Annotated in this window: 13 protein-coding genes; 4 read left to right on the top strand and 9 right to left on the bottom strand. The window is 58.4% G+C overall.

Annotated elements, in window-relative coordinates; genetic code table 11:
* From PUT78_RS13645 to glpD, 8 genes are all read right to left on the bottom strand, one after another.
* A partial coding sequence (locus PUT78_RS13645) for an FGGY family carbohydrate kinase (protein ID WP_274352606.1) occupies positions 1–122 on the bottom strand: 122 nt, incomplete at its 3' end.
* Between the two features lie 138 nt (positions 123–260).
* Positions 261–1,973, bottom strand: a complete 1,713-nt coding sequence (locus tag PUT78_RS13650; protein ID WP_274352828.1) for an ABC transporter substrate-binding protein — start codon at positions 1,971–1,973, stop codon at positions 261–263.
* A gap of 103 nt (positions 1,974–2,076) precedes the next feature.
* Entirely contained in the window at positions 2,077–2,355 is a 279-nt protein-coding gene (locus tag PUT78_RS13655; RefSeq protein WP_274352829.1) for a DUF2160 domain-containing protein, read from the bottom strand.
* Between the two features lie 12 nt (positions 2,356–2,367).
* Positions 2,368–3,198, bottom strand: coding sequence for a carbohydrate ABC transporter permease (locus tag PUT78_RS13660; RefSeq protein ID WP_274352937.1), 831 nt, complete (start codon positions 3,196–3,198; stop codon positions 2,368–2,370).
* Between the two features lie 24 nt (positions 3,199–3,222).
* Entirely contained in the window at positions 3,223–4,095 is an 873-nt protein-coding gene (locus tag PUT78_RS13665) for a carbohydrate ABC transporter permease (RefSeq protein ID WP_274352830.1), read from the bottom strand.
* Positions 4,095–5,201: an ABC transporter ATP-binding protein gene (locus PUT78_RS13670; protein WP_274352831.1), complete on the bottom strand. Its 1,107-nt coding sequence runs from the start codon at positions 5,199–5,201 to the stop codon at positions 4,095–4,097. The genes PUT78_RS13665 and PUT78_RS13670 overlap by 1 nt, the downstream gene beginning before the upstream one ends.
* Positions 5,202–5,217: 16 nt before the next feature.
* On the bottom strand, positions 5,218–6,306 hold the full coding sequence (locus PUT78_RS13675) for an ABC transporter ATP-binding protein (protein WP_274352832.1): 1,089 nt from the start codon (positions 6,304–6,306) through the stop codon (positions 5,218–5,220).
* A 24-nt stretch (positions 6,307–6,330) separates the two neighbouring features.
* Complete coding sequence (gene glpD, locus PUT78_RS13680; RefSeq protein ID WP_274352833.1) at positions 6,331–7,941, bottom strand: glycerol-3-phosphate dehydrogenase; 1,611 nt, start codon at positions 7,939–7,941, stop codon at positions 6,331–6,333.
* Positions 7,942–8,211: 270 nt separating this feature from the next.
* Here glpD and PUT78_RS13685 point away from each other — a divergent pair, with 270 nt between their 5' ends.
* Entirely contained in the window at positions 8,212–8,988 is a 777-nt protein-coding gene (locus PUT78_RS13685) for a DeoR/GlpR family DNA-binding transcription regulator (RefSeq protein WP_274352834.1), read from the top strand.
* A gap of 76 nt (positions 8,989–9,064) precedes the next feature.
* Here PUT78_RS13685 and PUT78_RS13690 read toward each other — a convergent pair whose 3' ends face one another.
* Positions 9,065–9,574, bottom strand: coding sequence for a MarR family winged helix-turn-helix transcriptional regulator (locus tag PUT78_RS13690; RefSeq protein WP_274352835.1), 510 nt, complete (start codon positions 9,572–9,574; stop codon positions 9,065–9,067).
* A 145-nt stretch (positions 9,575–9,719) separates the two neighbouring features.
* Here PUT78_RS13690 and PUT78_RS13695 point away from each other — a divergent pair, with 145 nt between their 5' ends.
* The 3 genes from PUT78_RS13695 (at position 9,720) to PUT78_RS13705 (ending at position 14,156) form a co-directional block, all read left to right on the top strand.
* On the top strand, positions 9,720–10,598 hold the full coding sequence (locus PUT78_RS13695; RefSeq protein ID WP_274352836.1) for an MBL fold metallo-hydrolase: 879 nt from the start codon (positions 9,720–9,722) through the stop codon (positions 10,596–10,598).
* A 66-nt stretch (positions 10,599–10,664) separates the two neighbouring features.
* Positions 10,665–11,708 carry a TAXI family TRAP transporter solute-binding subunit gene (locus tag PUT78_RS13700; RefSeq protein ID WP_274352837.1) on the top strand — a complete coding sequence of 348 codons (1,044 nt, stop codon included), beginning with the start codon at positions 10,665–10,667 and terminating at the stop codon, positions 11,706–11,708.
* A 66-nt stretch (positions 11,709–11,774) separates the two neighbouring features.
* The gene (locus tag PUT78_RS13705; protein WP_274352838.1) at positions 11,775–14,156 is read left to right on the top strand and encodes a TRAP transporter fused permease subunit; all 2,382 of its coding nucleotides are present in this window, start codon (positions 11,775–11,777) and stop codon (positions 14,154–14,156) included.
* Positions 14,157–14,201 lie beyond the last annotated feature (45 nt).

The following is a 14,201-nucleotide window of genomic DNA, read 5'->3' on the forward strand; positions in this document are numbered from 1 at the left end:
CCAGAGGCCGGGTAATGCTGCGGAAATTCCTCCTGCGCGATCGCAGAAATCCGCATCTGACCGTCAAAAACAATCCCACGGCTCGATGTCGTCCCCTGATCTATCGCAAGTATATAGCCCATGTATGCCTTCTCCCGCGCGGCCTGAAGGACCGGTTTTCCTGTCTGATATATCTGCAAAGAAACAGGCGAAGCAGTGCGATCACCACTCCGCCTGTACGTGGCCGGGGCCATGCTGGCGCACAGCCCCGACAGGGAGGTTTATTCCGTCCAGCGGCGGATCAGTTCGTCATAGGCGACGGTCAATGGCTCGCCTTTCTCGTCATCCAGCTTCGGCCATGGCGCACCGGGCTGTTCCAGCCAGTAGGACTCTTCCTGTGGATCGTTCAGGGCCGGGCCGAATTCGCCCTGCACCCCCGCGCGTTCCAGACGCGCCATCACGGCTTCCTGCTGGTCGCACAGCGCATTCATGGCTTCCTGTGCCGTGCGCGCGCCTGACGACGCATCACCGATATTCTGCCACCACAGTTGCGCCAGACGTGGGTAATCCGGCACGTTGAAGCCAGTGTCGGTCCACAGGTCACGCTCGGGCGAGCGGTAGAATTCCACCAGACCGCCCAGACGGGGCGCACGTTCGGTGAAGCTGTCATGCTGGATGGTGGATTCGCGGATGAAGGTCAGGCCATAATGGGACTTCGCCACATCCACGGTTTTCGAGGCGATGAACTGACCATAGAGCCATGCCGCCTGCGCGCGGTCGACCGGGGTCGATTCCAGCAGGGTTGCCGAACCCGCATCCTGATAACCGACCTTCATGCCTTCCTGCCAGTAGGTCCCATGCGGCGAGGGGGCCATGCGCCATTTCGGCGTGCCATCTTCATTGACGACCGGCAACCCGTCCGCGACCATGTCAGCGGTGAAGGCGGTGTACCAGAAGATCTGTTGCGCGATGTTGCCCTGTGCGGGCACCGGCCCGGATTCAGAGAAGTTCATACCGGCGGCTGCGGGCGGCGCATACTCATTCAGCCATTCGACGTATTTTTCGATCGAATAGACAGCAGCCGGGCTGTTGGTGGCCCCACCGCGCGCCATGCAGGAACCGACCGGCTGGAAGTTGTCGTTGACACGAATACCCCATTCGTCGATCGGCACACCATTTGGCAAGCCAAGATCGGACGCCCCGGCCATGGACAACCACGCATCGGTAAAGCGCCAGCCCAGGGATGGGTCACGGCGCCCGTAATCCATATGGCCATAGACCGTCTGCCCGTCGATTTCACGGCCAGTGAAGAAGGCGGCGATATCTTCATAGGCTGACCAGTTCACCGGAACACCCAGCGGATAGCCATATTCGGCTTCGAACTCTGCCTGAATTTCAGGGTCGTTGAACCAGTCATACCGGAACCAGTAAAGGTTCGCGAATTGCTGCACGGGCAGTTGATACAGCTTCCCATCCGGCCCGGTGGCCATGCTGGTTCCGATGAAGTCATCCAGATCCAGGCCGGGATTGGTGACAGATGCGCCATCGCCGGCCATCCAGTCGGTCAGGTTGCGGGTCTGTTGGTAGCGCCAGTGGGTGCCGATCAGGTCTGCGTCGTTGATATACATGTCAAAGACGTTTTCGCCGGTCTGCAGCTGCGTTTGCAGGCGTTCGACCACATCGCCTTCACTGATCAGCGTATGGGTCACGTTGATACCCGTCATGGCGCTGAAGGCAGGGGCCAGAACGCTGGCTTCCCATTCATGCGTTGTCAGGGTTTCGGATACGACATTGATGGTCATGCCCTGAAACGGCTCTGCTGCTTCGATGAACCATTGCAGTTCCGCTTCCTGTTCCTCGCGGGTCAGGACCGACATCTCGCCTATATGTTCGTCAAGAAATGCGATGGCGGCGTCCATATCGGCGAATGCCGGACTTCCCGTCACCGTAAGCGCCATTGCCAGCGCGGTTGATGTCCTTAGCAGTCGGTTCATGTTATATCCTCCCATGGATTGAACCTTCGTTTTCAGTCCTGCGTGTCCGGGCCGCCCTCGGGCCTCACTCCCTGTGGTCCGGCACGCGCTTACTTGCGCACTCTCACACCCAGCGGAACACCGCTGCGGCGTAAAGCGCGCAAATTCCCAGGGCCCACCATTGCGGCAGACCGCTTATTGCCAGCCAGCCCGCATTGATGAAGGCCGACCCCAGAAGCGTGATGAACAACCTGTCCCCGCGCGTCGTCTCGATTGTCAGAATGCCGCGCCGCGGGGTTTCGGGGTATCTGATCCCGAGGAAGGTGAAGATCAGAAGCAGGCAGGCAATCACGATGAAGAAGATTGCGGTCGGCCCGGTCCATGCCATCCAGTTAAGATTCATGGGCTTTCCCCCTTAAACGCGGCCCAGGGCAAAGCCCTTGGCGATGTAGTTGCGGACAAAATAGATCACCAGCGCGCCGGGAATGATGGTCAGCACCCCGGCGGCGCAGAGCACCCCCCAATCAAGGCCAGAGGCCGAAACCGTGCGCGTCATGATAGAGGCGATGGGCTGCGCAGCCACTGCCGTCAGTGTGCGCGACAACAGCAGTTCCACCCAGGAGAACATGAAGCAGAAGAACGCCGCCACCCCGATGCCACTTGCGATCAATGGCATGAAGATCCTGATGAAGAAGCGCGGGAAGGAATAGCCGTCGATATAGGCGGTTTCATCGATTTCCTTGGGTACACCACGCATGAACCCTTCCAGAATCCAGACGGCAAGCGGCACGTTGAACAGCGTATGCGCAAGGGCCACCGCAATATGGGTGTCAAACAACCCCACCGATGAATAAAGCTGGAAGAAGGGCAGGGCGAACACCGCTGGCGGGGCCATCCGGTTTGTCAGCAGCCAGAAGAACAGATGCTTGTCGCCCAGAAACCGGTAGCGTGAGAAGGCATAGGCGGCAGGAAGTGCGACAGCCAGCGACAGGACCGTGTTCATCACCACATAGGTGATGGAATTCACATAGCCCATGTACCAGGACGCATCAGTCAGGATGACGCGGTAATTGTTAAGCGTCGGGTTATGTGGCCAGAGCGTGAACCCGCCAAGGATTTCCCGGTTTGTCTGGAAACTCATTTTCACCAGCCAGTAGATCGGGATCAGCATGAACAGCAGGTAGATCACCATTACCACATGGCGGGCCTTCACCCGGGGCATGGCAATTCTGCGTCTGGTGGGCATGTAGGTGTCGGTCGTGACTGCCATTTACCGGCCCTCCGTTTTGTCAAGATTGGTCATCACGGTGTAGAACACCCAAGAGACCAGCAGGATCACAAGGAAATACATGATCGAGAATGCCGCCGCCGGGCCAAGGTCGAACTGCCCCAGCGCCATTTTCACCAGATCAATCGACAGGAAACTGGTGGCACTGCCCGGCCCACCCCCGGTTACCACGAATGGCTCCGTATAGATCATGAAACTGTCCATGAAGCGCAGCAGGATCGCGATCAGCAGCACGCCCTGCATCTTGGGCAGTTCGATATAGCGGAACACCTTCCAGCGGCTGGCCTGATCGATCTTGGCGGCCTGATAATACGCCTGCGGAATGGATTGCAGCCCGGCATAGGCAAGAAGCGCCACAAGCGATGTCCAGTGCCAGACATCCATGATCACGACCGTCACCCAAGCATGCACCGGATTGCGCGCATAGTTCCAGGTGATGCCGATCTGATCAAGCGCATAGCCCACCAGACCGATATCGCTGCGCCCCAGAATCTGCCAGATCGTGCCGACAACATTCCATGGAATGAGCAGCGGCAGCGCCATCAGCACCAGACAGACCGAGGCCCAGAACCCGCGCTTGGGCATGCAGATGGCAATCGCAATGCCAAGCGGGATCTGGATGGCAAGGATGATACCGGAAAATGCAAGCTGGCGACCAAAGGCGGCATGCACCCGGTCCGAGGTCAGAACGTCCTTGAACCAGCCAAGCCCTTCCCAGAAGAACACATTGTTGCCGAACGTGTCCTGAACCGAATAATTCACCACTGTCATCAGCGGGATGACAGCAGAAAAGGCGACCAGTACCAGCACTGGCAGTACCAGAAACCACGCCTTGTTGTTTTGCACCTTGTCCATCACACGGCCTCTCTTGCAGGGGTGGCAACCGAATGCAGCGGTGCGACGCGCCAATCATCCACATAGACATTGACCCGCTCGGGCGCGAAAATCAGGCGGTTGGCATCCGCGGGAACGGGCATGCCTTCGGGCAGCACGGCATTGACCGGCTTGCCTGCGAATTCAGCACGCAGGATCTGATGACGCCCCACATCCTCAATGCGCTTGATGGTGACGGGAAGCCCGTCATTGCCACTTGCCAGCGTCACGAATTCAGGACGTATCCCGATCTGCACGCGGCCTTGCAATGCCTTGTAGCTGCCGCCCAACGGCACGGCATGGCCCGCGCAATGGGCAACGCTGCCGGACACTTCGGCGTCAATCAGGTTCATGCCGGGGGAACCGATGAAATAGCCCACAAAGGTATGTTCCGGCGTATCGAACAATTCCTCCGGTGTGCCAAGCTGGACGACGCGCCCGTCATGCATGACCGCAACCTTGTCGGCGAAGGTCAGCGCCTCGGTCTGATCATGGGTCACATAGATCATGGTGTGCCCGAATTCGTTGTGCAGCGCTTTCAGCTGCGTGCGCAATTCCCATTTCATATGTGGGTCGATCACGGTCAGCGGTTCGTCGAACAGGATGGCGTTCACGTCCTCGCGGACCATGCCACGCCCAAGGCTGATCTTCTGCTTCGTGTCTGCGGTCAGCCCGCGCGCCTTGCGCCGCAGGATATCTTCCATGCCGGTCATCGCGGCGATCTTCTGCACCCGCGCGGCAATATAGGCCGGGTCCATGCCGCGATTGCGCAGCGGAAAGGCCAGGTTGTCGCCGACACTCATCGTGTCATAGACGACCGGAAACTGGAAAACCTGCGCAATATTGCGCGCGACCGTGTCCTGATGTGTCACATCCTGTTCACCAAACAGGATACGCCCGCGCGAGGGCACCAGCAGGCCCGAAATAATGTTCAGAAGCGTGGATTTTCCGCAGCCGGACGCCCCCAGAAGTGCATAGGCCTCGCCGTCATTCCAGACATGGTCCAGTTGCTTGAGGGCGAAGTCATCTTCTGATCGCGGATTGGGCAGATAGGAATGCGCCAGATTATCGAGTGTGATTTGTGCCATTTTCTCCCCCCCTCCCTCAGGCCGCAGCCGTGTAGCTGGCCGGCGCTATCAGATGCCCGCTTTGTGCAAAGACATAGACATGGGCAGCATCCAGCCAGATGTCGATCGGGGTGCCGAATTCCAGATGGTGTACCCCATGCATCAGTCCCACCCAGCGGTCACCCGCATGGTCAAGATGCATGAAGGTTTCCGATCCTGTGATCTCGGTCACGCGCAGGGTGCATCTGAAATGCAGCCCGCCACTGCCTTGTGCGGACAGATGCAGATGATCAGGGCGGAACCCGGCAGTGAAGGTGCCATCGGGCAGCCCGGCCAGCGCGCCCGTGGCCGCAGCGCTTTGCCCATCGCCGAAACTGATCCGGTCACCCGCCTTGACGATGCTGGTGAAATTCATCGGCGGGTCCGAGAAGACCCGCGCAGTGGTTGCATCCTTCGGCTGGCGGTAGACCTGCGGTGTGGGGCCGAACTGGGTGATTTCCCCCTGCCACATGGTCGCGACATTTCCGCCCAGCAAAAGCGCCTCTTCCGGTTCGGTCGTGGCATAGACGAAAATCGCGCCGGATTCTTCGAATATGCGCGGGATTTCTGCACGCAGCTCCTCGCGCAGCTTGTAATCCAGATTCGCCAGCGGCTCATCCAGCAGCACCAGCCCGGCATCCTTGACCAGTGCGCGCGCCAGCGCACAGCGCTGTTGCTGCCCGCCCGAAAGTTCCAGCGGTTTGCGGTCAAGCATGGGCGTCAACTGCATCAGTTCCGCCGCCTCGCGGACTTTGCGGTCCAGTTCTGCGCGCGAAACGCCCATCAGCTTCATGGGTGACGCGATGTTGTCATAGACTGTCATTGACGGGTAATTTATGAACTGCTGATAGACCATCGCCACCTTGCGGTCCTGCACGCGCTGGCCCGTGACGTCGTGACCTTTCCACAGAATGCGCCCGGTCGCAGGTGCATCAAGGCCCGCCATCAGCCGCATCAGCGTGGTCTTGCCTGACAATGTGGGGCCAAGCAGCACATTCATCGTGCCGCCCTCCAGCGTCAGGTCGGTGGGGTAGATATGTGTCTGCCCCTCCACCACCTTCGAGACGCCTTCCAATACAAGCGACATAGTTCCTCCTCCCTTAAGCGCGGCTTATTCTGCCGCGCGCAATACTTCCGCAACATTGCGGGCCATCCACGCCTCCAGCTTCGCGGTCTGGTCCTCATCCAGCCGCAGGCCCAGTTTCGAGCGCCGCCACAGCACATCCTCCGCGTGGCGGGCATATTCACGTGTCATCAGCCAGATAACTTCTGCTTCGGTCAAGGTTGCCCCGAAGTCATGGCCCAGATCACCGGCTGACCTGGCCTGCCCCAGAATGGTGCGCGCTTCCGTGCCATAGGCGCGCACCAGCCGCCGCACCCAGAAATCAGTCAGGAACGGGTAATCGCGGTGCAGATCCGCGACCAGTTGCGCGCCGCCATCATGCGCGAAATCCCCGCCCGGAAGTGGCACTCCGGCTGTCCATTTCCCCTTCGCAAGTGGCAGTACAGTGCCGATATGTTCCAGCGCGGCTTCGGCCAGCCGCCGGTAGGTAGTGATCTTACCACCAAATATATTCAGCACCGGTGCACCCACCGACCGGTCCACCTTGAGTGTGTAATCGCGTGTCGCAGCTGTGGCGGAACTTGCGCCATCATCATAAAGCGGGCGCACACCGGAATAGGACCACACCACGTCATCCCGTGTCACCGGCCGTTCGAAATACTGGCTGGCAAAGGCGCAAAGGTAATCGCGTTCCTCCTCCGTGCAGAATGGGGCCCGCGACGGGTCGTCATGTTCAGCATCGGTTGTGCCGATCAGGGTGAAATCCTGTTCATAGGGGATGGCGAAGATGATCCGCCCATCCGCGCCCTGAAAGAAATAGCATTTGTCATGGTCATAAAGTTTGCGCGTCACAATATGGCTGCCCCGCACCAGACGCACATTTTCGCGGCTGTTCAGGCGCAGCTTGTCATGGATCACATCGCCCACCCATGGACCGGCAGCATTGACCAGCATTTTTGCGCGGATTGTTTTCGTTTCATCTTCGGTTTTGACCGTAATCTGCCATGTTCCATCCGGCTGCACAGCAGCGGAGACAACTTCAGTCCGGGTCAGAACCTGTGCGCCGCGCGATTCCGCGTCGCGGGCGTTCAGTATCACCAGACGCGAATCCTCGACCCAGCAATCGGAATATTCATAGGCTTTTTCGAACCGCGCCTGCAGCGGCGCGCCCTCTGGCTGGTCTTTCAGCGACAGGGTTGATGTGGCCGGAAGGATCTTGCGGCCGCCAAGATTGTCATACAGAAACAACCCCAGCCGGATCAGCCAGGCAGGGCGGCGTCCCTTCATCCATGGCATGAACAGCGACAGAAGTTTTGACGTGGGCGTGTCGCTTTCGAACCGCATATCCTTGTGGTAGGGCAACACGAACCGCATAGGCCAGGAAATATGCGGCATGGCACGTAACAAGGTTTCGCGTTCGATCAATGCCTCGCGGACCAGACGGAATTCAAAATATTCCAGATAGCGCAAACCGCCGTGGAACAGTTTGGTCGACGCTGATGATGTGGCGCCAGCAAGATCGGCCTTTTCGCACAACACGACCGACAGGCCACGCCCGGCAGCGTCGCGTGCGATACCACAGCCATTGATCCCACCGCCTATGATCAGCAGATCATGGGTGGTTTCAACTGTGGGTTTCTGTTCACTGGCTTGCGCCATGCGCCCTCCCGAAGCGTAAAATCCTGACGTCAGGCAGACTATGCGCGCGCAGCGATCCCGCGCAAGTATTTTTCGATTGATGCGAAAATATATTCGTTTTTTTGAGAACGAAAAAATCAAAGCCTTTTGTTTTGCTTTTGTTCTATAGCTTGTGATCGTGTTGTTCAAATAATCCTTGAAACGAACATCTGGGCTGGTAAGGATCGCTACAGGGCAGCATGCGCGATCCCGTGCGCAGGTGCGAATCACAGCGGTTGAAGGAGAATCCTCTTGTCCCAGTCCGAACGCCTGCGCGACATTCAGATCATCGCGCGCCGCGACGGGCGCGTTGCAGTGGACGGTCTGGCCGCACATTTCGGCGTTACGCTTCAGACCATCCGCCGCGACCTTTCGGAACTGGCGGAACAGGGAAAACTGCAGCGCGTGCATGGGGGCGCGATCCTGCCTTCGACTGTGGCCAATATCGGCTATCAGGACCGGCGCGACCTGAACGAAGTCGGAAAAGCGGCAATTGCGGAAGCGGCGGCGCGTAACATTCCCAACGGGTGTTCACTGTTTCTGAACATCGGAACCACGACAGAGGCCGTGGCCCGCGCCTTGCTGGGCCATCGCGACATCATGGTGCTGACCAACAATCTGAACGTGGCGAATATCCTTGTCGATAATCCGAACTGCGAAATCATTGTGGTGGGCGGGCTGTTGCGGCGGGTCGATGGCGGGCTGGTCGGAACGGTCACGACCCATGCGATACAGCAATTCAAGTTCGATCTGGCCGTGATAGGTTGCTCTGCGCTGGATGATGACGGCGACATGCTGGATTTCGACATTCAGGAAGTCGGCGTCAGCCAGACTATTCTGAAACAGGCGCGGCGCAGTTTTCTGGTGGCAGACCAGTCCAAATTTCGCCGCCGCGCGCCTGCCCGGATTGGTTCACTTGCGCAGATGGACGAATTCTATACTGATGCGCCGCTCCCGGCGGGGCTGGCCGGGGCTTGCAGGAACTGGGGAACATCTGTCAGCGTTACCCGGGCACAGACACATCTGTGAACCTGACCTGTCAGCGGCGTTCGGGGCAGGTGCCAGGTTAAAATAAATTCGCAGAACCCCTAGTTTACTGTCCGGTTCAGTTCTTTGTGCGCGCTTCAAGGACAATCTGTGCTGCTTCTTCGATGCGCCCGAGATCTGCAATCAGGCGCCGCACGCCTTCTTGCGTGAGGCATGCTTTTATCTGCGCTTCGCAAGCGCGGTCGGCAGCCATCGCCCTGGCGCAGAGGTCGCGCCCCGCACTGGTCGGGATCAGCGCGTAGGCCCGGCGGTCCGCTGGCGTGCGCTCGCGCGATATCAGCCCGCGGTTCACAAGCTCATCCACGATTGCAACCGTATTGGCGCGTTCTATTCCCAGCGCGTCGGCCAGTTGCGACTGCCGCAGGCCAGCGCGTTCCACCACGACCACGAGGGCAGAGTAGGTCACCATGCGCAGGTCGAACGCGCGCAATGTCAGCATGAGATTGGCGTGAATAGCATTGAACGCACGTTTCAGGTTGTAACCCAGGAATGCTTCCAACGAATTACCTGGGTTCCCGAAGTCGTCCTTGATCACGCTGCTATCGTCTGCCGGTGAAGCAGTAGGCATGGGTTTTCCTTCTCGACGCTGGCACCTGATGCGATTTCTATAATGCCTTCTGACCTCAAAGACTGCAACTAAAAAAGTTATTGCATATAACAAATTTAATTTATATCAAATAACAGAATGAACCATTCGCTGGGGGGAATCAGTGATGAAGGTCACGCTTCTGGGGACCGGCACGCCATTGCCGAGTATGCAGCGCTTTGGAACATCCACGCTCATTGAGGCGGGAGGGCGCCGCGTGCTGCTTGATTGCGGTCGCGGCACAGTTCTCCGGCTTTCGGAAATTGGCATCCCGATCGGATCTATCGATGCGGTTATCTTTTCCCATTTTCATTCGGACCATTACGCCGGGTTGCCTGACCTGCTGATGACCGGGGCGCTTCCCGCATCCTGGGGTGGCCGCCAGACGCAGTTGCGCGTTTCTGGACCAGAGGGTGTGCGCAGTGTGGTTGAAGGATTGTGGACGTTCACCGCCGCAGATCGAAAAATCCGGGTTGCTGACAATGAAATCACCGAGGACTGCCATCAGGTGGCGGTTACCGAGTTCAGCGAAGGTGTCGTTTTCGATGAGTGCGGGCTGAAGATAACCGCGATAGAGGTGGATCACGGCGAATTCGTCAAACCGGCGTTTGGTTTTCGCGTTGAATTCGGGGGCCGGGTTCTCGTGCATTCTCATGACACGCGCTATTCGGAAAACCTTGTCCGGCAGGCGCAAGGCGCTGACGTGCTGATTCATGAGGTTGCCATGGCCCGCCCGGAAACACTGGAGCGCCATAGCCACACACGCACAGTGCTGGAGCATCACATCACACCGCGGGAGGTAGGGCAGGTCTTTGACAGTGTGCGCCCGCACCTCGCCATATTGACACATGTGGTGCTGATGGGGCCGAACCCGCCGTTGCTGGAAGATATGCTTGCCGAGATGGCAGAGACCTACCGCCAGCCGGTCATGGTTGCGCATGATCTTATGGTCATACGTCTGGGCAAGTCCATTTCCGTTTGCTCTGCCATGGTGGAGCGCGGGTAACTGACCGAATGCGCATGCGCATAGGTCGATAGTACCGGCCCTGGAAACCGGTAGGGAGGAGAGAAAATGAAAAGATACATCATTGGTGCCACTTTAACCATGCTGACAGGAGCTGGCGCGCAGGCTCAGGTCACCCTTTCCGCAGAAGGGCCCACCCCCGGCAGTTCCATCCTGACCACCGTGATGACGCTGGGAGAACTTGCCGCCAGCACGGGGATTGCAAACTTCCAGATCCAGGATGGTCAAACGCTGACGGATTCGCTGCTGAATGTTGCGCGCGGGACGACCGATGTTGCGCCCGTGCCATTGGTTGCCCCGTTTATGCTGTCCCGTGGTGCCGGGCCCTACGCCAATGTCGGCGCCGAACAGGGCACGGAACTTGTGAATGATGTTCGCGCCCTTTTCACATTCGGATTTGGCGCGATTGGCCTATATTCTTATGACAGTTCGGCGGTAGACGGCTGGCACGCGCTGGAAGGGCGGCGTGTTCTGAACGGTCCGCCCTCGGGTGGTGCGCTGGCCAATGCACGCGCCATGATCCAGCTGATTGCCGGTCTTGAGGATGGCTCCGGCTATACGGGCATTCAGGCGAACTGGGGGCAGGTCGGCAACATGTTTGCAGACGGAACAGGCGAAGCTGCGGTTCTGCCGATCTACCTTCCTGCTGATGAACGCATCACGCAAGCGTCGGCGGCTGGTGCCATCACGTTGTATTCGGTTCCGCGCGACGCGTATGAAAGCGAAGCGTTCCAGAACTATCTGGCCAGCCCCGGCACAGCCGGTTTCATGGTCCCCCTTGCGGATATACCAACGCAGAGCGGTTTGACCATCAGTTCAGATGACGAATACTGGCGAAGCCCCATGTCCACCGGCGCAATCGTGGTCAATGCGTCCATGAGCGACGAAATGGCCGGTGCCCTGACGCGCCTGATGCTTGATAATGTGGATACCTTCAAGAACAGGGCACCTTACATGCGCTATGTCAATCTGGGTCATGTCGACCTGGAGTTTACGGGCATGTGCGGGAACGTGCCACTGACCTATCATCCCGCCGCTGTCGTCGCGTGGGAGGAAGCCGGATACACGGTTCCCGATTGCGCCAAACCCTGAACCGGATGGCCGCAGGAGGGTCTCCTGCGGCATCTCCTCACCAACAGCAGAGATCATAGGTAGATCATGGCCAATAGCTCTCAGAATGCGGCGGCGCAGGAGCGCCCGCTCCTGGCGCGCGCATGTTACTTGCTCGCCTTCGCTTTCATCGTCATAGGGCTGTTTAACGCGATGCCGGGCATTCCGGGCCTGGATCAGGCAATCAGGTCTGTCACCGGCCTGCCGTGGATATCGATCCGGCGCTTTCCCTATGAGTACTTCTATCCGATTGCGTTCGTTGTGATGATGCTCATCGTCGCATTAAATCAGGCATGCAAGCGCCAAGCCGCTGAGGGGAGTCGCGGGAACACACTGCATTACGCGTTTGATGCGCTTCTTGTTGTGGTGACGATCATCATATCCCTAAGCTACCTATCTGAAATTTCAGCTGTTTGTGTCATTGATCAGATCACCGGTGACCGGGCGCGAATGATCGCGCGAAGCCTGGAGATCGAGCGTGAAAACGCGCTGCTGCTTGGTTTGCCCGCCCCGTCGACAGTTGACAACCCCAGATGTCTGAACACCCTCGGGCCGTGGCTGGTTCCTGTGGTGGGTTTCGCGATTGCCGTGTTTCTGGCTTACACGGTCAAGGTCTGGGGGCTGCCGCTGGTTCTTGTTGCGATCCTGGTCGTTGCGTGGTCATTCCTGACCATCGCGATCTGGTATTTCTACGGTGATACGGGCATCAACAAATATCTTGTCACCCGTCTGGGTAGCGAGCCACGGACACTTGCGGACGGATATTCCCGCGTTCAGGGAATTCTGACGAACAATGCTTCCGGGTTGCTTGGCCGTTTCATGAGTATCATTCTCAACGATATTTTCCCCTACCTTATTCTTGGGGCGCTGTTCGGCATTTCTGCTGGCGGTCAGTCCCTGCTCAAGCTTGCCATGCGCGTGACCCGTAATCTTCGTGGCGGTCCCGCGCATGCCGCTGTCGTTTCGTCGGCGCTGTTCGGAACTATCTCTGGTGGGCCGATCGTGAATGTCCTCTCAACGGGCAGGTTGACGATCCCGATGATGCTGCAACGCGGGTTCTCCAGGGTTTTCGCAGGTGGCGTCGAGGCGGCCGCATCTTCGGGTGGGACAATCATGCCGCCGGTCATGGGTGTGGCGGCCTTCGTTCTTGCGTCAATGGCGGCGGTTCCCTATGCCGACGTGATCAAAGCTGCGGTGATCCCTGCGCTTGCTTTTTTCATATGCCTGTTCCTGACCGTCGTGTTTCAGGCACGCAAGCAAGGCATTCAGGCTGTTGGCGGGTTCTCCGAAGATATGCGCATGACGCGACAGGACAAGCTGAACCTTGTCATGATTTTTGCACCGATCAGCCTGATTACCGTGTTGCTTCTTACCAGCAAGGAATCCATCGGCTGCGGCTGGCTCGGTACTCTCTTTGGTGTCGAGCAGGCGATGTCGAACACGGGGTGTATCGGACGAAACCTTCCCTGGGGGTTCCAACTGATCCAGAATGCGGCGGGCGATGTAGGTGGCGCTGGCTGGTGGGCCGTAATGCTGTTGATGGGCCTGTTGTTTCTGGACCCCACGGTGCGCAAAACGCCACGCAAACTGGTCGACGCCCTTGCAGAGGCGGGGACGCTTATTGCAACGCTCTACCTGATGTTCCTGGTGGTCACCATCATTGACTTCTGCCTGAAACTAACCGGAATGCCGTTCTACCTTTCGGTGGATGTGCTTCAATGGCTCAACTCCATGAATCTTGGCGAAGCAGGCGCAGGGGTGTTCCAGTTTGTCGCGTTGATCGCAACGATGTTGCTGGCAATTCTGCTTGGTATGGGTATGCCCGCGGCACCGGCGTTCATCAACGTCTCACTTCTTATGGGGCCGGTTCTGGTGGGCCTTGGTCTGTCAACATTCACAGCGAACATGTTCATATTCTACTTCGCTGCCGCGTCGGCAATCACGCCGCCGGTTGCCCTGGCGGCCTATGCGGCTGCGTCGATTACCAAAGCAGATCCGATCATGACGAGTTTTGCCGCACTCAGGGCCGGTGTGATGATGTTTGTTGTCCCGTTCATCTTCGCGTTCTACCCCGAGTTACTGCTTATTCCGCAGGCAGTGATTGACCCCTCGGCATCCGGTGCGACAATATTCCTGCCGGGGCATGATGGACAGATTCATTGGCCACACCTTATCGCGCTGATGGCACGTTTGTTGGTGGCGCTGTATCTTCTTGCAAGCGCGCTTGCACGCTATGACCTTGCGCGGCTTGCACCATGGCAGGTTGTCCTGCGCATCGTCATTGCTATCGGTATATTTATGTATGATCCGCTTATCTACTCGGTGGCGACGGTATTGGGTCTTGTCGTGATCGGCGCGCATGTACTGGTCGCACGCCGGAAAAAGGTTGCGGAAACCCTTTCGGCGGGGGGTGCGTCGGACCCGGCCTGACCAGATGTCCGAATGCGCCGCGCTGCGGCCGTGCGTACATCTGCA

Source organism: Roseinatronobacter alkalisoli (assembly GCF_028745735.1).
Classification (GTDB): Bacteria; Pseudomonadota; Alphaproteobacteria; order Rhodobacterales; family Rhodobacteraceae; genus Roseinatronobacter; species Roseinatronobacter alkalisoli.

Bases quoted from the DNA above. Each gene is read 5' to 3' on its own strand.
- PUT78_RS13660 (WP_274352937.1), bottom strand. From the start codon at position 3,198: ATGCCCACCAGACGCAGAATTGCCATGCCCCGGGTGAAGGCCCGCCAT.
- PUT78_RS13700 (WP_274352837.1), top strand. From the start codon at position 10,665: ATGAAAAGATACATCATTGGTGCCACTTTAACCATGCTGACAGGAGCT.
- PUT78_RS13675 (WP_274352832.1), bottom strand. From the start codon at position 6,306: ATGTCGCTTGTATTGGAAGGCGTCTCGAAGGTGGTGGAGGGGCAGACA.
- PUT78_RS13665 (WP_274352830.1), bottom strand. From the start codon at position 4,095: ATGGACAAGGTGCAAAACAACAAGGCGTGGTTTCTGGTACTGCCAGTG.
- glpD (WP_274352833.1), bottom strand. From the start codon at position 7,941: ATGGCGCAAGCCAGTGAACAGAAACCCACAGTTGAAACCACCCATGAT.
- PUT78_RS13655 (WP_274352829.1), bottom strand. From the start codon at position 2,355: ATGAATCTTAACTGGATGGCATGGACCGGGCCGACCGCAATCTTCTTC.
- PUT78_RS13695 (WP_274352836.1), top strand. From the start codon at position 9,720: ATGAAGGTCACGCTTCTGGGGACCGGCACGCCATTGCCGAGTATGCAG.
- PUT78_RS13705 (WP_274352838.1), top strand. From the start codon at position 11,775: ATGGCCAATAGCTCTCAGAATGCGGCGGCGCAGGAGCGCCCGCTCCTG.
- PUT78_RS13690 (WP_274352835.1), bottom strand. From the start codon at position 9,574: ATGCCTACTGCTTCACCGGCAGACGATAGCAGCGTGATCAAGGACGAC.
- PUT78_RS13650 (WP_274352828.1), bottom strand. From the start codon at position 1,973: ATGAACCGACTGCTAAGGACATCAACCGCGCTGGCAATGGCGCTTACG.
- PUT78_RS13670 (WP_274352831.1), bottom strand. From the start codon at position 5,201: ATGGCACAAATCACACTCGATAATCTGGCGCATTCCTATCTGCCCAAT.